Raw genomic sequence first — 20917 nt, 5'->3', positions numbered from 1 at the left:
TAGAGTACTAGTAATAACAAGCAATATCATTTCTTTTTTACGCATATATTATTCTCCTTCGATTTTTAACGAACGACTAAACTTCAGAACACTTAAAGTGGAACTTATAATTTAATGAGCTATCAAAAAGAGGAGCGTTGACTCTATAAACTATATTACCTTCCACTCTAATTCAGGTAAATATGAAAATAACATCAAATATAGATTTATCTTGATAGTTAAAGCCATACCACATAAATACAATTAACAATCAAATATAACGTTGAATTACAAAACGAAATATGTCGACATACTTTCCTTTCCATGGAGTAATAAATCCAATTAAAGATAATCGTTGCTGGTCATTTTTCTCTTCGCCACATCTTATAACCACTAGCGTGCATACTTTTTCCCAACAAGTGCGTCGCAACCGGTGCCGTCAGCAGAATAAATAACATGGTGCCCAGAACACGTGAGGTTACCGTGATATCCGGAATCCCTACAGCTACTGCAGCCAGCAATGCAGTTAACCCCATAGTATTGGCTTTGGTTGAAGCATGCATTCGGGTATAAAGATCCGGCATTCTTACCACACCGATACTAGCAACGATGACAAAAAAGGTTCCGACACAGAGCAAAATTCCCGTTATGATTTCCATTACTCTTCCTCCTCTAATGTTCTCTTCGCAATAAAGCTTGAAAAAGCAATCGTGCCCAAAAATGCTACCAGACCTAGCGTTATCGCAACGTCTAATAATGATTTCTGTCCACTATCTAAAGTATGTACTGCAATAAAGCCAACGGTAATGAATGCTATCAAATCGAGTGCAACCACCCTATCGGCCAACGTTGGGCCTAATATTAACCTGATAAAAACCATCACTAAGCTAAATAATAATCCAGCGTAAGAAATGGTAATCGTCAACTGCAACCAACTATCCACGAGTCACCTCCAAAATACGCTTTTCCATCCCTTGTTTAATCGTTTGAATAACTTCTTCATGTTTAGGTGCGAACATAGCGTGAACGACCAAGTGCTTTTTATCTTCTGTGACATCCAAACTTAGACTGCCTGGCGTTAATGACACCATATTGGCTAATAGCGTGATTTCTAAATCTGTCGTCACATCCAGAGGTACATAAACAATATCCGGGTCACTTAGGTGTGTTGGCGTCACCACATCCCAAACCACTTGAGCTGCGGAAACCACCATCTCATAGCAGAAGCACAGAAACAGTTTAATCACCGCACTGAAGCGTGTGAAATAAGTGGATTTCATCCCAAATGGCTGACTCAGTCTCAAAGCAAAGAAGCCAACCGTAAACCCAACCACGAAATTTAGACCACTGTATTCGCCGTTGATCAGCATCCAAGCACCTGCTAGGAAAACATTGAGGAAAAAGTAGTTCATGCTCCACCTCCTAAAACCGCATTGATGTAGGCACTTGGGTCAAGTAACTGTTCTGCTGCTCCCATGGCTAGCTGGAAAAAAGGTTCTGCAATGAATCCAAACAACAACGCCATTGATGTCAGGCTGATGATCGGTGCGTAATACAGCACCTTAGTTTTCTTACACAGTTTTTTCGCCGGCTTACTTTCTGGTTGCGGCTTCCAAAACGCTTCGCTCCAAATTTTGGTCATCGAAAACAACGTCAGTAGCCCCACAAATAGAGCTGTACCCGCTAACCAGTAATACTCAACGTGTAGACTGTCTCGAATAACCAGAAACTTACCCCAGAAACCTGACAGAGGAGGAAAGCCTGCAAGTGAAAACGCTGGGATAAGGAACAGAAACGCCAACAATGGTGTCGATTTGTATACCCCGCCTAAGTGGCGTAATTCACTCGTGCCATACTTGCGTTCTAATACCCCACCAATCAAAAACAGATTCGACTTTACGATAATATGGTGGACGATGTAGAAAATCGTTCCAGCAAGCGCTAACGGTGTCGCGATGGCTAGACCCATTGCCATATAACCTAGCTGGCTAATACTGTGGAACGACAAGATCTTCTTGACGTTGAACTGACTCGCCGCACCTAAAACGCCAGCCAACATAGTTAACCCAGCAATCCATAACATTAATGGTTGCCAACCACTGTCCGACAAAGGAAACACAAGGGTGAACATCCGCATAAGCGCATAGATGCCAACTTTAGTCAGTAGTGCAGCAAACAGAGCAACAACACCACTTGGTAACGTATGGTATGACGCTGGTAACCAGGCAAACAGTGGAAATAATGCCGACTTAATGGCGAACGCAAACAAGAATAGCACCGCCACCGTTGACTGAGTTTGCGGGTGAATGGACGCGACTTTCCCATGTAAGTCAGCAAGATTCAAAGTGCCCGTTGCCCCATAAAGCAAACCAATCGCCAGCAAGAACATTAACGTTGAGATCAAATTCAACATTACGTACTTAACGGCTCCATCTACCTGTTCACGCGTGGCATCCAGTACCATTAATCCAAACGACGCAATCAGCATCACTTCGAACCAGACATATAGGTTGAATATATCACCCGTTAAAAACGCTCCATAAACGCCTGCCAACAGAATATGAATTAACGAATGGAACAAGCTATACGATGGCTTAGGTCGTAAATCTGCCATGGCATAAAATACGATGATTACCCCAATGAAAGCAGTCATGACTACCATGCCCGCACTCAGCATATCTGCGACAAATACGATACCGAATGGCGCTGCCCACTGACCAAACGCGACCGCTTGAGGGCCCAAAGTAGTGACATCAGCAAACAGCATTACGCTAGCAAGGAGAGTGAGTAGCGCGCTGACACCGCTAATCCACTCAACGAATCTCACATGATTGCGACTAAAGAAAACTAAAGCCGAGGTAAGAACTGAGAGAACAACAGGTAACGTTAACCACAGTGACATTACTGCTCCTCCTCTGAATACGTCATTTGATCAATATCCGCCGTTAAGGACTCTTGATAGGCTCGATAAAACAGCACAAGCGTAAAGACCAATAAACCAAACCCAATAACAATCGCCGTTAAAATCAATGCTTGAGGTAATGGGTTTGCAGCACCTAAAGGTGGCACAACTGCATTAACATCAATCAATGGTGGCTCACCCACTGTCAGCCTACCCGCTGTAAAGATCGCCATATTGACAGCACTACTCAGCATAATTAAGCCAAATAGAACGCGTAACAAATGGCGCTCGAGCATCAGATAGATCCCAGCGGCAACAAACACCCCTACGACCACACTCCATAAAATTTCCATTAGTTAAGCTCCTCACTGACGTGCAATACCATTCCCATCACACCACCAATAACACCCAGATAAATACCAATATCAAAGATCAATGGTGTACCGAGCGGAAGTACATCTTTCCACCACAACCCGGTCAAGAAAGGTAAGTTGAAAAACAAGCTGATAACGCCTGCGATAAAGCTCAGCAATACGCCAAACATGGCAATGCTGAATGGCGCAAAGTGCAATCGCTCACGTACATATTTAGGAGACTCTGCAAACATCAGTAGTGATAAACCAATCACGGCGATTAGCGCCCCGATAAAACCACCACCTGGCGAGTTGTGTCCTCGCATCAGGAGATAGAGTGAGAACACCAACATCAAAGCAGCAACGATGTGCGAAGCCGTACCAAAGATCAGTGACTGAATGTTCTTATAGGTCATACTACCCGGCTTCAGCAAACTGACCGCACATAGCCCAGCCATCACCACCACAACCACTTCACCAAAGGTATCGAACGCACGGAAGTCCACCAGAATGACGTTCACAATATTGCGCCCGTGACCGCCTGGAACACTGTTGTTAGAAAAGAACTCTGCCACACTGGTATCCATCGGCTGTGAAGTAATATTGATAAGCAGCATAGTGATGGCAAAACCAATCACACCGGCAACTACCGCGTGGAGCGTTTTTCTTTTCATTGAATGTTGACGAACCGTGGCCAGCTTAGGCACATGACGCATCAGCAAGACCAAAAACACCACCATTAGCGTTTCTACTAGAAGTTGCGTCTTAGCCACATCAGGCGCGCTGTAGATCATAAACACCAAAGTTGTCATGAAGCCGATCATTCCTAGCGCCGCAACCGCGAGAAGTTTCGTCTTAGATACAATGACGACAACCGTGGAGACAATAAGCAGTAGTGCTACTGCAAACTCGTAGAACTTAACGTCGGCAAGCTGATTAAGCATAACGTTCGAAGAAACATGAACTTGAGATACCAGCAGTACTGCCAACGCTGAAAATGAAATCAACCCATAAAAACTCATACGCTTCTGCTGCATCAGATTAGTTTGCCAAGACGCAAATGCCATCATTCCTTTTAGCAAACCATCAAACACCTTGTTCGCATTAGGCAGAGTGATAGATAGCCGTGTCCACTGAGCGAGTAGCCAAGGGTAAATTTTATACACTGAGACACCAAGTAAGAGCGTCACCGCACTTAACACCAGAGGTAGATTAATGCCATGCCATAACTTAAGTGGCTCTGGTTCAGATATCGGAGCAATCGAGGTCACCCCGGGTAAAATCACTTGTTCGTTAAGCCAGCCAAGCCCCAGTACCGTCGCGAGTACACTCACTAACGCAAGCGTAATTGGAGGAAGCCACAGCCCCTTATTTACCTCAATGGGTTTGGCTGGTGTTGGTTCACCCTGGTATTTTCGTGAGAAGGGCTTTATCAGAAGAGCAAGTACCAACGTAACGGTCAGTGCATTGACCACCAGCATTAGCAGTACCGCTAACGAGCTCACTTCCAAGCCAGCTTTGTACATGTACTCTTTACTCAAAAAGCCTGGTAGCGGCGGAACGCCCGATGTAGATAGCGCCGCTATAAATGCAGCCACAAAGCTGATTTGTAATACCGGACGTAATCCTCGAAGCACCCCGACCTCACGAGTCCCTGTCGCCTTATCGATGTTGCCAATCACCATGAACAAGCCCGCTTTATACATAGAGTGAGCAACGATCAACATTAACGCAGACTTAAGCGCCAAATCGGTACCAATACCTAACAAAAACGTCAGCTTGCCGAGAACAACTGTTGTACTGTAGGCCAGCATTAGTTTTAGGTCCGTCTGTTTTAAAGCTAGAACAGCACACCAAAGCGCAGTGAAACCACCCACTGTTGTTAGGGTATAAAACCAAACATCACTGTGAGCGTAAATGGGCGAAAGCAGAGCCAATAAAAAGATACCGGCTTTCACCATTGTTGCCGAGTGTAGATAAGCACTCACTGGCGTTGGTGCCGCCATCGCATTAGGTAACCAAAAATGAAACGGGAACTGCGCTGACTTGGTAAATGCGCCCAATATAATGAGCACCAATGATGGAACAAACAGTGCATGGTCATGAATGACCGACGCCTGCTGTAAAATAGTCGTCAATTGATAGCTTTCGGCCATGTTCCCTAAGAGAATCAGACCCGCTAACATCGCTAAACCACCCGCGCCAGTAATAAGTAAAGACTGCAACGCATTCTTTCTAGAAGTTGGGTTCTCGTGGTTAAAGCCAATCAGCAAATAAGACGTAATGGTTGTTAGTTCCCAAAAAACAAATAGTAACAACACGTTATTACTGAGCACTACGCCCAGCATCGCTAACATAAATGCCGTTAAGTAAAAGTGAAATTTGAGACGGTTCGGATATTCACGCAAATAAGCCAACGCGTATATTTGCACTAAAGTACCTATACCACTAATCAAACAGGCAAATAGAAATGATAAGCCGTCGAGCCTAAAACTGAGATCTAAACCTAAGCTTGGAACCCACGACGCAGTCCACACCACGCCTTCAGGGCTATACAGGTATAAGATTGAAAGAAATATCGACAGTGGAAACACAGCAAACAACGCGAATAGCTGTGAGCTATGCAAGCTTACATGCTCACCTTGTTTGCCGAGTTTATTGGACGTCAATGCAGCCTTTTCGATGTTCAAGTTAATACTCACCTTTATCTACTATATCCAAGTGAATTCATGCTAAATACCAAATTGCAGAAATAGCAAAACGGTCACTTACCTTTGCAGCAACCTTATTCGATTAGTTCCATATACCCGAAGTAGTGCTTGTTTTAGATGAAGAGTTTTCTAATAGCCAACATGAAGAAGTAAGTAGCTAATTTAATACCAGAACAACCATTGAGCTGATTTATTAATCAATCTTTACATCCTAAACGATATAAATTCTATCCTTGGCGAGTATTTTAGTTCCAGAATACAATTGTAAAGAGTCGTTGATTAGTAGTAATTCTAGTTTCCGAGTGTTTAAGAAAGCTAGTTTTCTAATATATTTATTAAAAACATCTGGAATAGATGACAGTTTGTAACGAACGGTGTCAGAGGGAATTGAAGGGAATTATTGCAAAAAATAAAAAACAACCTTTATATATCAGTAACTTAAAAACGCAAACTCAAAAAGCAACTCATTAAAAAATGCTATTGATATAATATTAGTCTCCCCATAGTAAAAATGGTTCACCAATAAAAACTCGAAAATACCGAATAGTCACTAATGCTTTTACAGACGATATATCAAATGAGATTAAAAGCAAGCAACAAATTGCAAATATTCTTTTCTATATCATATTTATTATTCAATAAAATTCAAAGCAACCTCTGTCATTTATGAAACTATTTGATTGATGTGCGGAGGAAGTAAATTAGCTTGAACGACTCATCTGATGACTCACATTCGGTATAGTCACCCCTTTTTTGATGTTTACACATCGAGAAAAGGCCTGCTTGGGTGACAATACGAATGATAGTAGGTTGTCGGTTGTTATTGTGCGCTTTTTTGTTCGCGCATTTCTTCCAACCCACCCGCGTTATGAACGTTACTAAAACCAGCAGAGGTCAAATAGTCCATTGCTTTACCTGAACGGTTGCCACTTCGGCAATACACAACGATCGGTGTAGACTTATCGACACTAGCAAAGTATTTATCTATATCAGATAACGGATAGTTCACTGCATTCTCCAAATGACCGTCAGCAAACTCATCAGGAGTGCGCACGTCCACAACCATTGCGCCTTGTTCTATCATTTGCCAACCTTGTTCGGCACGTTCAGATGCCATCACGCCGACACTAGTCAATGCGACACAAAGTACCGACAAGGACAGTAGTTTCTTCATATATCCTCCTAAGTAAAAAAGTATTATATCAATTAAGGAACTAGCGCAGCCTTTCAAACACAATCGTCTGGTCTAGCTCTTCATGATAGGGTTGGTAGTCAAAGCCTTTATCGAAAATATAGCTGGTCACAAGAGAACGTACACACGCAATAAGCTCTTCAGCATTCCAAGGCTTCTCAAAATAGTGACTAACGCCTGCCGTATTTATCGCCGTAATAGTATCGGAATGCGTTGCCTGTCCCGTTAGCAACACTTTTTTAGTTTCTTTGAATCGACTATCTCTGGAGACGTCTGTTAGCAATTCAACACCGGTCATCCCCGGCATGACATGATCAGAGACGATAACTGCAACGCACTCCCCTTCGGCGTCAAGATCTTCCATTAAGTCGAGAACCTCTTCTCCAGATTCACAGTCTTCAATGTTTAGCCAACTAGCTAAAGGCTCCAAATCTTGAATAACCGCGCTCAATACTTCACGCTGATCATCGACACAAATGACGTTAAGCTTCTCCATATGCTTCTCCTACAGGTAATTTGACTCGGAAAATGGTGCTCTCCTTATCGCTTTTCACGACAATCGTGCCACCATTTTCACTAACGATTCGTTTAACGATGGATAACCCTAATCCCAAGCCAAACGATAGACCACCCTTCTTAGTCGTGAAATTGGGCTGGAATATTTTTCGGCGGGTAGGTTCATCAATTTCTGGCCCATTGTTAGCAATGGTGACCAAAATTCTTTGATTCGATAACTTTGTTTGAATATCAATTTGAGGTGATTCCGTTTGCAACATCGCATCGCAAGCATTCTTGACGATATTACTCCATATCTGTACATACTCAGTGGATGCCCCTTTGATTAAAGGCAGCGTTGCAGGGCGCAGTCGAACAGAGACGCGTCGTAAATCACTTTGCAATAGAGCAAGGGCTTTATTGATGGTGTCATTGATATCTAGTAATTCGTCAGGCTCTCCGTCAGTACGTCCCAATTGCTTCACTGATTTGACGATACCCACCGTATGTTTAGCTGCGACTCGTAAATCATGAAGATCGCGCCCCATTCCCCAATATTTTAATGCTTGTTCAGGGTCTGCTAACCAAGAATCAGGAATCGTATGGCTCGCAGTGGCTCTAGCTAGACGTTTCGCGAGATTTCGTTCCAACCGATACCGTGACTGTATTTGCTTGGCAAGCTGTCTTACTTCACTCGATGACGCGCTTTGCCCTTGCATTAGCCCTATATCAAAGAACTGGCTTGCTTCTGGATGCACCTCTTCTAGAAGTTGAATCAAATCTTGCTGTAACCGTTCTGTTTTACTGCTTACCACACCGATAGCGTTGTTGAGTTCATGCGCAATGCCAGCAGCGAGTTGTCCAAGCGTCGTCATTTGCTCTGCTGTGTGTAGACGCTGTAGGGCTTTCTCTTTTGCTAATGCTTCTTGAGTCGCACGGCGCTGACGTCGCGACAGTTCATTGACCATTACTGGCATAAACTGCGCGTTGAGTGGCCCTAACGTTTCCGGCGAAACGGCAGGCGTATGCCTATCAATCCACGCTAATGTGACTTCGGTTTTTGCTATGACTGTTGACGACGCAGTCCAAGTCCCTGAAAAGAAACTATGGACTCCAATAAACGCACCAGCCGACGCTGTGAAAAGTTTGGTAAGCTTGCCGTCTTCATCACTTTCAAAGTAACCTTCTAGCTCACCTCGCAATACAAGATAAAGGCGGTCATTTTGACCGTTTTGACGCAGCACGACCTCATCAGCAGACAAGGTTACCTGCCGATCACTTTGCGAGAAATAATGTCGTACTAATTGCTCCATAAACCCTACCCAATATGCCCCACGGCATGTAATAGCCAAACCAATACGAAACTAAGCAATACACCAACCACACCTAGAATCACGCCCACTTTCGCCATTTGGTTGCTTTGCACATGTCCCGTTGCGTGTGCCAGTGCGTTAGGTGGCGTACTGATTGGCAGCGACATGCCCAATGACGCAGCAAACGTAACGACGAGTATCAGCGTAATTTCGCCACCCAACGGTGTCAGCGACGCCATAGACGTGCCCAACGCCGCCATAATTGGCATCAATAAGTTAGCGGTTGCGGTGTGAGACATAAAGTTTGCCATCACCAAACACAAGAAAGCAGCCCCAAACAGCACAGCATATGGAGAAAAAGCATCAAATGGAATGCTATGTACAACTAGCCTTGCAAGGCCCGTTTTGTCTAAAGCTAGTCCAAGAGCGATACCACCGGACACCAGCCACAACACATCCCAAGATATCTTCTTGAGATCTTCTTTGTTGATAATGCCTGTCAGTGAGAAGATAGCGACTGGAATCAATGCGACGGTATACGAGTTCATACCATGGCTGGATCCCATCAGCCAAAGTACGATAGTCAATGTGAACGTAATGTAGACCATGATGGCTTTCGGTGTTTTAAGAAACTTACCTTTGATTGACAGCTCAATTTTCTTTTGGTCGGCACTATAAAGGAAGTTAATCAGCATCCAAGCTAACGCCATCATGACCACTACGAACGGCACACCAAACGCCATCCACTCCCCAAAACTGATGTAGTTATCACCAACGAGATATTTAAGAGCAATCGCATTGGGAGGCGTACCAATTGGCGTACCGATCCCTCCGATATTAGCCGCGACAGGGATGCATAACGCAAACGCAATTCGTCCCGGATCTTTGGGACCAAAAACGGCAATAACCGGCGTTAAGATGGAGAGCATCATCGCCGTAGTGGCGGTATTCGACATAAACATGGAGAAGATGCCGGTTATTAACATCAAACCCAACATGACGAATTTTGGGTCACTGCCAAATGGCTTGAGTAACACTCGCGCTAAGTTAACGTCGAGGCGGTATTTTGTTGCAGCCATTGCTAAAAAGAAGCCACCTAGAAAAAGCATGATGATTGGACTAGCAAAAGTTGCCATGATTTCGTTATAGCTAAGCAGTTCACCAAAGTGAGGCTGTCCCTCATTCAACCTAAACAGATAAAGCCCTTTATTCGATACTAGTAAAAGCTCAAGCACGATAATCACCACGGAGGTGGCGTAGATCGGAATGGGCTCAAACACCCAACACAAGGCGGCAAGAAGGAAAATCGCGATAACGCGCTGCTGGATAATAGTCAATCCATCGAAAGGAAATGCCGATAACGGCAAGAGCAAAACGATTAATGGGATAGATATCGGAATGATATACTTTAAATACTTTTGCATGGTACTGCTCGTCCTGAGAAATATTATACTGTGAGCAGTATCACGCCGCTATGTATTGAGCTACTTAGCGTAGGATCAAAGTTTTTGCATATTTATCATGAAGTTTCTTGGAGTGTGAATTGGGTAACAATTTGTTATTGTTACCCACATCAGTGATTACACTTATATAAATAACACCATAACGGTTTAGCTGTAGGAAACCAGACAATGAATCCACTCATCATTCTAGATGGCGGTATGGGAAGAGAGCTCAAGCGCATGGGCGCACCGTTTTCTCAACCCTACTGGAGCGCACAAGCCTTAATAGAAGCGCCGCATTTTGTAGAAAAGGCTCATCAGCAGTTTATTGATGCGGGTGCAGATATCATCACGACCAACAGCTATGCCTGTGTACCTTTCCATTTGGGTGATCTTCTCTATCAAGAGCGAGGAACCGAGCTCGCGAGTTTGGCAGCAAAGCTGGCGAAAAATGCGGTATCACACAGTAACCGTGCAGTCACTATTGCAGGCTCTCTGCCCCCGGCATTTGGCTCTTACCGTCCAGACTTGTTCATGGCAGAGCAAGGAGCACAGGTTTGGCAAGACTTAATGCAGGCTCAGGATGCGTATGTCGATATTTGGTTGGTCGAAACACTCTCCAGTATTGAAGAAGCACAGGTGGTATCTCAGGTACTCGCTGAGTCGACAAAGCCTAAATATTACGCGTACACCTTGTTAGATGATGTTAGCCAGCTGGGTAAGCTGCGCTCAGGTGAAACAGTAGTCGATGCGGTGCAGTCTCTGCTAAAACACAACCCAGATGGCATCTTATTCAACTGCTCTATTCCAGAAGTTATTGAAGCAGCTTTAGCAGCAACGGCAAAGGTGTTAGAAAGTCACCATTCTTCAATCTGCTTAGGGGCATTCGCCAATAGCTTTACGCCAATTCAGTCTGGGCATAAAGCAAATGATGCAGTACAAGAGTTACGAGACGTCTGCCCACAAGAGTATTTACAGTTCGCCAAGAAATGGCAGCAGCACGGGGCGAATGTCATTGGCGGTTGTTGTGGTATTGGACCAGAGCACATTGAGGTGTTGGCTAAATGGAAAGCAAGCGTAAAGTAACGTCAAGTCAATAAAACAGATATGAAAAAGCCAGACGATGAATTGTCTGGCTTTTTAGTCACTCTACTTGCGATGGCCTAATCGCACGGTTCCCTGAGTCGAAAACCAAAGCGCTTCCGAGCGACGGCGACCAAGTAAGATAGGGCCATCATCGTAAAACAGGAAGTTCTTCCAATACTTTTTAAACACCGACCATTTAGTTTCAATCACGTTGTATTTCTCATAACAGAAATACACTGTGACGTCGTCTTGCCAATCGATAAACTGGTTCACGGCTTCAGGAAGCTCGTTCTCATCTGCTTCCCACGCAGCCATCCAATCAACATCATCTTGCCAATTGCTATCTTTCATTGGCCAATCTTGTGAGCTTAGACGTTCTGCATCTGGGCTTTGGGCGCTGATATTTTCTTTCCAAAACTGCGCTGCACGCGCTTGAGTCATGGGTTTAATCTGTGGCCAATCTTGCTCAGGAACAGGCATTGATTGATGAGTAAAAATCCATTTTCTTTGGTATTCATCCAAAGTTGTGTAAGACATTCAGTCTCCTAATTTCTTAACCAGCCATTTTCTGTGGCTTCTTCTATCAGCAATTTTGCTTTATCCCAAAGCACTTGTGAACCTTTTTCTATACGTTGGTTCACTTGCATCACTTGTTGTTTGCTAACATTGTTTTCGATCCAGCTTTGACCATCATTATGGTAGTTCAATAACATCGGGATAAGTCGATCCAACGCCTTAGCAAATCTGGCCTCTGCCGATTCTGCTGCCTCAAACTCGCGCCAAACCGAAAATAAAGCCTCTCCTTGGTCATCAGGCAACATACCAAACAAACGCTTGGCGGCTTCAAGTTCAGTTTGCTGTTGCGTTTCATATGCGGCGGTGTCGTAAACAAAAGTATCGCCAGCATCGATTTCAACCATGTCGTGTAACAAAAGCATTTTAACGACCTTTGCAATATCAACAGGTTCGTTAGCATGCTCTTGCAACAGCAACGCCATCATTGCGACGTGCCAACTGTGCTCGGCACTATTTTCGAAACGACCATCCGCACATCGAACTCGAGTTCGGCGCAAAACGGCTTTTAACTTATCAAGTTCCATCAATAAGTTGAGTTGCTGTTCAAGTCTAGTCATTAGGATGGCTTCCAATTAGGGTTAATCAACGACGTTAACACGTGATCTTCCCATTTATCATCGATTAAAAGATAGTCTTTAGCAAAACCTTCCCGAGTGAAGCCCATCGCGTTTAATACCGCTTCACTGCGAACATTTCTAGGCATATATGATGCAGCAATACGATGCATGTTTTGCACATCAAACATATACGGTATCGCTAACTTCAACGCACGGCGCATATAGCCATGCCCTTGTGCATTTTCTGCCAAAGAGTAACCGAGATTGCATGAGTGAAATGGAAAACGTATCAAACTGCTAAACGAGATCGTCCCCTGCATCTGGTTCGTTTCCGCATCGAAAATTAAGCAGTAATACGCTAGCCCTAAACGATGCAATTCTTCCAATTTCACCAATTTGGCTGCCCACGAGTCGACTTTATAAAAGTCGGCATCTCGTTTTGGTTCCCACGGTTTGAGAAAGGTTTTGTTCTCTCGAAAATACTGAGCAATTGTGTAAGCATCAGAGGGCTTAGCCGTTCTCACTAGCACATTCCCTTCGCGACGATGCAACTGCACCGCCGAGCTAAGATCTTCCATTAATTCTTCCTGATATTGTAATCACGCAACTTATTGGCAATGGAGGTATGTGACACATTAAGACGCTTGGCTAACTTACGACTTGACGGGAAGGACTGATAGAGTTTTTCAAGTACACGTGACTCATAGTCCTTCATGATGTCATCGAGAGAACCATCGATGTTTAGATTAACAGAGCCGGAGTTCACACTTTCCAACTTAGGCAAATTAAAGTCTTCCAGCTCCAGTGTTGACCCCGTTACCTGCGTCAACGCACGCAACACCATATTGTCTAGCTGACGGATATTGCCTGGCCACGGATAGTTGCAGAGTGACTTCACGAGTTCCTCATCAATATCAGGCTTGGCTATGCCTAGCTTATTGCTATGTTTTGCGACAAACAAATCTAATAACGGTGAGATATCACTTGCTCTCTCGCGTAAGGGTGGAATAGTAAGCGTCAGCACATTTAATCGGTAATAAAGATCTTCTCGGAATGCTCCTTGCTCAGCAAGATCCGCTAGATTGTAGCGAGTCGATGCAATGATACGTACATCAACGTGTACTTCGTGCTCTTCCCCTACGCGTCTAAAAGTACCATCTTGTAAGAAACGTAACAGTTTGATTTGCAAGTGAGGGCTCATTTCACCGATTTCATCCAATAGTACAGTGCCGCCATTAGCTTGCTCGAAAATTCCTTTGTGACCATGTTCATGATTAAACGACCCAGGAGCATGACCAAACAGTTCCGTTTCTGCAACATCATCAGGCATAGATGCGCAGCTTAGTACTAAAAAGGGATTAGAAGCTCGGTTTGAACGGTTATGGCAAGCTTTCGCTAGCATTTCTTTACCAGTACCGGTTTCGCCTTCAATCAGTAGCGGCTGGTCTAACATAGCCAGCTTTTTCGCTTGACTCATCAGAGCCTTGTGGCGGTTAGATACGCCGACAAAGTGCTCAAACCCAAGAGAATTACTGTCTGCAAGTACCTCGGGCGCACTTGAAGTCGTAGTTGGGTGGATACTCATAACCGCACTGGCTAGTAACGTTTCATTCGATTCGCCAGTAATGTAAACCGGTAGAATTTCCATAGTGTAATCTAAACCATCAATAACAATGGCTTGTTTCTGTCGGGAGATCTCGCCTTCAATCCATTTAGTGAAGTTAAAGCTTGGTAATAGATGAGAGATTAACTGACCAATGGCTTCTTCTTCACTTTTCGCAAGTAATTTCAAAGCTGCATGGTTAGCCATATCAATCGCCCCCTTAAGGTCAATTGACAATACCGGATAAGGCAGATTAGTGAGCAGTGACACGAGTTCTGTATTGTGTCGTTCGCTTGGCATAAACTGGATCTTTCGAACGTCTTTCACCCCGGAAATTCGGCGAATTTCGGCCATTAAGTCCCTAAACGTCTCGAAATCAATATCTGGACAGTTCAAGTAGATAATCCCAGATATATCAATTTCAATGCCACGCAAATCAATACTATTGGACGCAAGAATGTCCAATAGCTCGCGCGTGAGCCCCAATCTATCTTCGCAAAAAACCTCTAAACGCACTTTGTCTTCCTATAGAAAGTGTCACGAAATGTTGACAGTAAGTGTGTATGACAAGCGGTTTCGCGTCAACAAAAACAGTATGTTGGCGCTACGATTTGACTTATTTTTGTACGTTATGCAAGCAAAGTGGTAACTAGTTCGCAGTTATCGCTTGTTCAAGGTCGGGATAGACGGTAACTAACTGATCTACTTTGGTAACTTTTAACAATTGGAGAACAGGTACACTCTCAGTGATGAGGCAAATGGTGTGACATTGATGAGTTTTGCGCAGCGCCATCAACGCCCCTAACGCACTACTGTCCATAAATGTCACATTGGTTAAATCTAATAACATGCATCGATTCAATGAATCATCCAAGCCATCGATACATTGTCGAAAACTGGGGACAGTTTTGGCATCAAAGTGCGGCGCGTCTACTTCGATAACAGTGTGAGTATCATTACTATAGGCAATGAACGACATCACTTTCTCCTTTTCGGATATAACTTACTCTAGATATGAATATAGTAGCATCTACAAACTAATCCCAAATATTACTGCACACGCTAAAAGTGAAGGCAATCAACATCAAATCGGTAATTCTATTTATCAGATATATCAATAATTCCGCTCGGTTCTACTATGGTCTATCCGGCAAAAATAGCGCAGAATGAGCAAAAAAAAGAGTCCACTTTTATGCACGTCAAATATCGCGCTGAATTTATTCTGGTATTTACCACACTGCTTGCTGGGGCCGGATGGGTGTTTTCAAAAGAAGCCATTCAAGGCCTTCCGCCTTTCGGCTTTATTGGTTTGCGGTTTATCTTTGCATCGTTAATTTTATTTCCATTCTGTATGCGAGCACTCAAAGCAGCCTCGTTAGGAGACTGTCTTCGAGCAATGAGTGTGGGTTGTTTCTTAGGAAGCGCTATCTTTTGCTGGATTCATGCGATCTCTATCAGTGACACCTTAGGTGAAGGCGCATTCATCATGAGCCTATCGATGCTGTTTGTCCCGATAGTCGCCTGGGTACTATTTAAAACGAAACCAATACGTGCTTTTTGGCTGTCACTTCCGATTGCGGCCGCAGGCTTGTTTCTGTTGTCCTGGAAAGGAAGCTGGCAAACCGACCCTAGTCAGCTTTGGTTTTTAGCGTCCGCTGTTGGTTTGGCGCTCCACTTTAACTTCAATAGCAAGTATTCCGCACAGTTGTCACCTATGCTGCTGACAACCTTGCAGCTATTTTCAACTGGCTGTATAGGTATTGTTCTTTCACTCAGTGTCGAAACTTGGCCTGAACATATTTCGTTGATTACTTGGAAGTGGTTTGCACTGAGCGTTTTACTCGCAACCAGCTTGCGGTACTTAATGCAAACAACGGGTCAAAAGCTAGCTAACCCGACGAACGCGGCACTATTGATGCTGCTCGAACCGGTGTGGACGTTAATTCTAAGTGTACTTATTTATTCCGAGCCGATGCCCATTAACAAAGTATTCGGCTGTTTATTGTTACTTGCTTCATTGGTTTTTTATCGGCTAAGTTCGATGGTATCCATTCGAAAAGCCAAACGACTGAACCCATAATAAAACAGCGCCCTGACTTAAGGGCGCTGTTCGTATAAAGCGAGCAAAGGTGAACCTTATAAAGGACTAGCTAACACGTTTAAGATTCACACCATTCTTTTTTGCAAGTGATGCGTCTAGATAATTGCTAAGTTGTTCGACTTGTTCCGCCTCAAACTCTAAACCAAGCTTGCTTCGCCTCCAAAGGACATCGTCTACTGATACAGCCCATTCTTGCTGTACTAAGTAATCCACCTCTACTTGATACAGACCGTGTCCAAAATCCGTCCCCAACTCATCAACCCTGGTTTTATCTTCAAGGAACTGACTAATACGTGTACCGTATGCTCTGACCCATCGCTTGATAATGCCACAGTCTAACCATGAGTACTGAGACGCGAGCTGCTGCTCCAGATGATCACGATTAGAGAAATTACCGCCAGGTAGAATTGCTTCACGAGTCCAAGCCTGCCCCATATGAGGGAAGAATGGAGCAAGTTTATCCACCGCTGCCTGACCAAGTTTGCGATACGTTGTCAGCTTGCCCCCAAAAATAGATAGCAACGGAGCATCGTCCATCTGATCATCAAGCTCGATCGTATAATCACGTGTTACTGCCTGCGGGTCATCGGACTCATCATCACATAGAGGACGTACACCGGACCAATCGGAAATCACATCTTCAGGTGAAATCTTAGTCGTAAAGTGTTGGTTGACGATATCGCACAAGTAAGCAATTTCGTTGTCGTCAATTTTTACTTTGCTTGGGTCGCCTTGATACTCAACATCAGTGGTACCTACCACCGAGTAGTTATCCATGTACGGAATCACAAACACAATTCGTTTGTCTTCGTTTTGCAGAATAAATGCATGATTGCCGTCGTACATCTTAGGAACCACTATATGGCTTCCTTTAACTAGACGAATACCTCGTGGTGATGGCATAGCCAATTGACTGCCGAAGAAACGGTCAACCCAAGGACCGGCGGCATTTACAAGTGCTTTGGTTTGTATTGAGCTCACTTCACCTGTCAGCGTGTTCTCGATATCCACCCGCCATGCTTCACCAGAGCGTTCGGCTTTAACACATTTCGAGCGAGTGAAAATATCCGCGCCTTTCTCTTCAGCTAACTTGGCATTAGTGACAACCAAACGCGCATCATCAACGGCACAATCCGAATACTCGAAACCTACTTTCATTTCTGGTAACAACGGACTTTGCTCGCCCTTGAACTTCACACTATGACTACCAGGTAAAGAAACACGCTTGCCCAAGTTATCGTATAGGAACAATCCCGTTCTTATCATCCATGCTGGACGCAAATGAGGTCGGTGAGGTAACTGGAAACGAAGTGGAGAAACAAGGTGAGGTGCATTTTTGAGCAATACTTCACGCTCTGCAAGAGCTTCCGAAACTAAACGAAACTCATAATGCTCAAGATAACGTAATCCACCATGAATAAGTTTACTACTTGCCGAAGACGTAGCCGAAGCCAAATCGTTCATTTCATAAAGTGCGACTTTCAAGCCACGTCCTGCTGCATCAGCTGCAACTGCAACGCCGTTAATACCGCCTCCTATTACGACTAAATCATACACTTTATTGGTTACACTCATAGTTTCCTCGTCCAGCTCTTTATTCGCAAATGCGCGTTTATGTTCGTTTAGATACAATATAATCATCATAAACGAAAAGATCGAGTATTTTTTACACCTTTCACGAAAGTTTCATTAAGCCAAGATAAATCAAGGAATGAGAACTCAACCTTTGCAATACGCCGGAAAGTTCATTAACATTAATTTCATGTATATTTGACATTTCGAACACTACAGTGTGCGGAAACGAACATTTCGCGATGACAGCGAAAAAGCATAAAGAAATAACGAGAAAGATATGGAAAGTAAGAAGAAAGTCGTCGTCGCACTAGATCAAGGAACGACTAGCTCCCGAGCTATTATTTTTGATCATGACGCGAATACGATCAGTGCTGCTCAGCGCGAATTCACTCAAATTTATCCTAAGCCCGGTTGGGTCGAACATGACCCGATGGAAATCTGGGCCACACAGCGCTCTTCCCTTACTGAAGTATTAGCTCAGTCTGACATTGCTAACGAAGAAGTCGCTGCGATTGGTATCACCAATCAACGTGAGACCACCATTGTGTGGGAAAAAGATACGGGTCACCCTGTCTACAATGCCATAGTCTGGCAGTGCCGCCGTACCGCCGATTTTTGTGAAAAGTTAAAAGCCGAAGGTCATGAAGACTACATTCGTGACACGACGGGTTTAGTGGTTGATGCTTATTTTTCTGGTTCTAAGATTGCATGGATTCTCGACAATGTTGAAGGTGCACGAGAACGCGCAGAGAAAGGCGAATTACTATTCGGCACTGTGGATACTTGGTTAATCTGGAAACTGACCCACGGTAAGTCTCACGTAACAGACGTAAGTAACGCATCACGCAGTATGCTGTTCAATATCCATACCCTTGAATGGGATGAGAAACTACTCGATATCTTCAACATTCCAAAATCCATGTTACCTGAAGTTAAATCGAGCAGTGAAGTCTATGGTTACGCCCATATTGGTGGCGGGACTGAAGACATTCCTATCAGTGGTATCGCAGGAGACCAACAAGCCGCCCTATTTGGTCAGCAGTGCTTTAAGAAAGGCATGGTCAAAAACACCTATGGCACTGGCTGTTTCTTACTTATGAACACTGGCGACAAGCCCATAGCTTCGAAACACGGTTTGCTTACTACCATCGGATATAAAGTTGGCAATGAGGTCACTTATGCGCTCGAAGGTAGTGTGTTCATGGGTGGTGCAACGATTCAGTGGCTGCGCGATGAGCTAGGACTCATTCAAGATGCTCAAGATACTCAATACTTTGCAGAGAAAGTCGATGACTCCAACGGCGTATATCTCGTCCCTGCGTTTGTTGGCCTAGGTGCACCTTATTGGGACCCACACGCACGTGGTACTTTGACAGGTTTAACACGCGGCACGAACCGCAACCACATTATCCGCGCGGCTCTTGAGTCCATCGCTTATCAAAGTCGAGATGTCTTACTTGCGATGGAAGAGGATTCAGGTATTAAGCTTAGTCAAATCCGCGTTGACGGCGGTGCCGTTGCTAACGATTTCCTGATGCAGTTCCAATCCGACATTATGGGCAGCAAAGTCGTTCGTCCGGTTGTGAGAGAATCAACCGCTTTAGGTGCTGCAATGCTAGCCGGTCTCGCGGTTGGTTTTTGGCAAAGCCAAGGAGAGCTTGCTGACAAGAAAGAAATCGAGCGTACCTTTAGTCCGCAAATAGAGCGAAATGAAAGAGAAGCGTTGTACGCTGGTTGGTTAGACGCGATCAAGCGAACTAAATCACACTAAGGCATAGTTTTTCATAAGTCTAATAAACCCGCACTCAAAAAAACGAGTGCGGGTTTATTATTAAGCGCGGCGCGTAAAGCGGCTATAAATCCCCCCTACTGCCAAGCCAAGTAAGGTTGAGCTAATGCCTAAGAAGCTAACGCCCGAAAGGGTAATCAAGAAGGTCAATAATGCCGCCTCTCTGTACTCTTCCGTCATAAATGCCGAGTGTAAACACATCAATAACGTTCCCAACAAGGCAAAACTGGCTAACATACTGGTGATGTCAGCTGGCAGCGCGATAAAAAGAGCAACCACAGACGTCGCGAACAACCCAGCAATGAGATAAAACAAACCGGCCCATATTACTGCTTTGTAGCGCTGATTCTTGTCGGCATCCACCGAGTCGTTCATGCAGATAGCCGCTGAAATCGCTGCCAAGTTAGCGCTAAAACCACCGAAAGGAGCGAAAATCATATTTGCGACACCAGTGGTAATTAACAACGATTTCACTGGTGTCTGATAGTGATAACTTTTCATCATCGCAACACCAGGCAAGTTTTGAGAAATCATGGTGATAAGATAAAGCGGTAGCGCAAGATTGAGTAATGCAGATACATTAAACGTCACTGGCATCCAAGCAGGCTTAGCCATCGTTAATTGAAATTCGACAGCGTCATGCGGCGTCACGAACCAGCCACAAATTAATGCCACCGAAAGAAGGAGCAGCATGGCATACCTTGGAACCAAATGCTTTGCCAACAGATACGTGAGGAACATGACAATAAACAGGATTGGCGACGTCTGAAGTGGCTCAAAGCCTTTTAGACAGAAAGGCAACAGAATGGCTGCCAGCATAGCGGTGCCTAGTGATGAGGGAATTCGCTTTAAGGTTTCACTAAGGGGACCAATCAGCCCTGTCACGGTAATCATTAAACCAGAAACCACAAACGCACCTATCGCCTCACTTAACTGATACTCGCCTGCCGACACAACTAACATCGCTGCCCCAGGTGTCGACCACGCGGTGAGGATAGGCATTTTGTAAAACCATGAAAGGCCTATTGAGGTTAACCCCATCATTATGCCTAGAACCAACAGCCAGCTCTCGATTTGAACAGGGTCTGCGCCGGATTGAGTCGCCGCTTGAATGATGATGACCACAGAACTGGTATAGCCAACTAATACCGCAGTAAAGCCCGCGGAGACATGACTCAAACTAAAGATTCCTTTCATGTTAGTTCCTTATTTCATCAATAGTGTTATTCTTGTGCGTGATAAC

At 44.4% G+C, this 20917-nt stretch carries 20 protein-coding genes; 3 read left to right on the top strand and 17 right to left on the bottom strand.

What is annotated here, in order from left to right; all coding sequences use genetic code 11:
- Positions 1 to 341: 341 nt before the first annotated feature.
- The 10 genes from mnhG to AWH66_RS07540 all read right to left on the bottom strand — a co-directional run bounded on the left by mnhG (position 342) and on the right by AWH66_RS07540 (position 10369).
- On the bottom strand, positions 342 to 638 hold the full coding sequence (gene mnhG, locus AWH66_RS07585; protein ID WP_063605443.1) for a monovalent cation/H(+) antiporter subunit G: 297 nt from the start codon (positions 636 to 638) through the stop codon (positions 342 to 344).
- Positions 638 to 922, bottom strand: a complete 285-nt coding sequence (locus AWH66_RS07580; protein ID WP_063605444.1) for a cation:proton antiporter — start codon at positions 920 to 922, stop codon at positions 638 to 640. The genes mnhG and AWH66_RS07580 overlap by 1 nt, the downstream gene beginning before the upstream one ends.
- Complete coding sequence (locus AWH66_RS07575) at positions 915 to 1391, bottom strand: Na+/H+ antiporter subunit E (protein ID WP_063605445.1); 477 nt, start codon at positions 1389 to 1391, stop codon at positions 915 to 917. The genes AWH66_RS07580 and AWH66_RS07575 overlap by 8 nt, the downstream gene beginning before the upstream one ends.
- The gene (locus AWH66_RS07570; protein WP_063605446.1) at positions 1388 to 2881 is read right to left on the bottom strand and encodes a proton-conducting transporter transmembrane domain-containing protein; all 1494 of its coding nucleotides are present in this window, start codon (positions 2879 to 2881) and stop codon (positions 1388 to 1390) included. Before AWH66_RS07570 ends, AWH66_RS07575 begins: the two co-directional genes overlap by 4 nt.
- Positions 2881 to 3234 (bottom strand): Na+/H+ antiporter subunit C, encoded by a 354-nt coding sequence (locus tag AWH66_RS07565; protein ID WP_063605447.1) that lies wholly within the window; start codon positions 3232 to 3234, stop codon positions 2881 to 2883. Before AWH66_RS07565 ends, AWH66_RS07570 begins: the two co-directional genes overlap by 1 nt.
- On the bottom strand, positions 3234 to 5903 hold the full coding sequence (mbhE, locus tag AWH66_RS07560; RefSeq protein WP_420882860.1) for a hydrogen gas-evolving membrane-bound hydrogenase subunit E: 2670 nt from the start codon (positions 5901 to 5903) through the stop codon (positions 3234 to 3236). The genes AWH66_RS07565 and mbhE overlap by 1 nt, the downstream gene beginning before the upstream one ends.
- An 862-nt stretch (positions 5904 to 6765) precedes the next feature.
- Positions 6766 to 7119, bottom strand: coding sequence for a rhodanese-like domain-containing protein (locus AWH66_RS07555; protein WP_063605448.1), 354 nt, complete (start codon positions 7117 to 7119; stop codon positions 6766 to 6768).
- Between the two features lie 40 nt (positions 7120 to 7159).
- A complete protein-coding gene (locus tag AWH66_RS07550) occupies positions 7160 to 7633 on the bottom strand; it encodes a response regulator (RefSeq protein WP_063605449.1) in 474 nt (157 codons plus the stop codon).
- Positions 7620 to 8945: an ATP-binding protein gene (locus AWH66_RS07545; RefSeq protein WP_063605450.1), complete on the bottom strand. Its 1326-nt coding sequence runs from the start codon at positions 8943 to 8945 to the stop codon at positions 7620 to 7622. The genes AWH66_RS07550 and AWH66_RS07545 overlap by 14 nt, the downstream gene beginning before the upstream one ends.
- A gap of 5 nt (positions 8946 to 8950) precedes the next feature.
- Positions 8951 to 10369, bottom strand: coding sequence for an SLC13 family permease (locus AWH66_RS07540; RefSeq protein WP_063605451.1), 1419 nt, complete (start codon positions 10367 to 10369; stop codon positions 8951 to 8953).
- A gap of 207 nt (positions 10370 to 10576) precedes the next feature.
- On the opposite strand from AWH66_RS07540, the gene AWH66_RS07535 reads away from it, so the two are divergent.
- On the top strand, positions 10577 to 11473 hold the full coding sequence (locus AWH66_RS07535; protein WP_063605452.1) for a homocysteine S-methyltransferase family protein: 897 nt from the start codon (positions 10577 to 10579) through the stop codon (positions 11471 to 11473).
- A 63-nt stretch (positions 11474 to 11536) separates the two neighbouring features.
- Here the strand turns inward: AWH66_RS07535 and AWH66_RS07530 are convergent, their stop codons facing one another.
- The 5 genes from AWH66_RS07530 to AWH66_RS07510 all read right to left on the bottom strand — a co-directional run bounded on the left by AWH66_RS07530 (position 11537) and on the right by AWH66_RS07510 (position 15188).
- On the bottom strand, positions 11537 to 12010 hold the full coding sequence (locus AWH66_RS07530; RefSeq protein WP_006072292.1) for a DUF2947 domain-containing protein: 474 nt from the start codon (positions 12008 to 12010) through the stop codon (positions 11537 to 11539).
- A gap of 8 nt (positions 12011 to 12018) precedes the next feature.
- Positions 12019 to 12606 carry an HD domain-containing protein gene (locus AWH66_RS07525; protein WP_062460027.1) on the bottom strand — a complete coding sequence of 196 codons (588 nt, stop codon included), beginning with the start codon at positions 12604 to 12606 and terminating at the stop codon, positions 12019 to 12021.
- Positions 12606 to 13184, bottom strand: a complete 579-nt coding sequence (gene rimJ / locus AWH66_RS07520) for a ribosomal protein S5-alanine N-acetyltransferase (protein WP_063605453.1) — start codon at positions 13182 to 13184, stop codon at positions 12606 to 12608. The genes AWH66_RS07525 and rimJ overlap by 1 nt, the downstream gene beginning before the upstream one ends.
- Positions 13184 to 14725, bottom strand: a complete 1542-nt coding sequence (tyrR, locus tag AWH66_RS07515; protein WP_063605454.1) for a transcriptional regulator TyrR — start codon at positions 14723 to 14725, stop codon at positions 13184 to 13186. The genes rimJ and tyrR overlap by 1 nt, the downstream gene beginning before the upstream one ends.
- A 133-nt stretch (positions 14726 to 14858) precedes the next feature.
- Positions 14859 to 15188, bottom strand: coding sequence for an STAS domain-containing protein (locus tag AWH66_RS07510; protein WP_063605455.1), 330 nt, complete (start codon positions 15186 to 15188; stop codon positions 14859 to 14861).
- A 213-nt stretch (positions 15189 to 15401) separates the two neighbouring features.
- Here AWH66_RS07510 and AWH66_RS07505 point away from each other — a divergent pair, with 213 nt between their 5' ends.
- The gene (locus tag AWH66_RS07505) at positions 15402 to 16289 is read left to right on the top strand and encodes a DMT family transporter (protein ID WP_063605812.1); all 888 of its coding nucleotides are present in this window, start codon (positions 15402 to 15404) and stop codon (positions 16287 to 16289) included.
- A gap of 66 nt (positions 16290 to 16355) precedes the next feature.
- On the opposite strand, the gene glpD is transcribed toward AWH66_RS07505, so the two are convergent.
- A complete protein-coding gene (gene glpD / locus AWH66_RS07500; RefSeq protein ID WP_063605814.1) occupies positions 16356 to 17885 on the bottom strand; it encodes a glycerol-3-phosphate dehydrogenase in 1530 nt (509 codons plus the stop codon).
- Positions 17886 to 18162: 277 nt separating this feature from the next.
- On the opposite strand from glpD, the gene glpK reads away from it, so the two are divergent.
- Positions 18163 to 19656 carry a glycerol kinase GlpK gene (gene glpK / locus AWH66_RS07495; RefSeq protein ID WP_063605456.1) on the top strand — a complete coding sequence of 498 codons (1494 nt, stop codon included), beginning with the start codon at positions 18163 to 18165 and terminating at the stop codon, positions 19654 to 19656.
- A 60-nt stretch (positions 19657 to 19716) separates the two neighbouring features.
- On the opposite strand, the gene AWH66_RS07490 is transcribed toward glpK, so the two are convergent.
- On the bottom strand, positions 19717 to 20871 hold the full coding sequence (locus AWH66_RS07490; RefSeq protein ID WP_063605457.1) for a benzoate/H(+) symporter BenE family transporter: 1155 nt from the start codon (positions 20869 to 20871) through the stop codon (positions 19717 to 19719).
- Positions 20872 to 20917 lie beyond the last annotated feature (46 nt).

Source organism: Vibrio barjaei (assembly GCF_001639065.2).
In the GTDB taxonomy this organism is placed as follows: Bacteria; Pseudomonadota; Gammaproteobacteria; order Enterobacterales; family Vibrionaceae; genus Vibrio; species Vibrio barjaei.
This window is presented reverse-complemented; position numbering and strand designations above follow the sequence as displayed.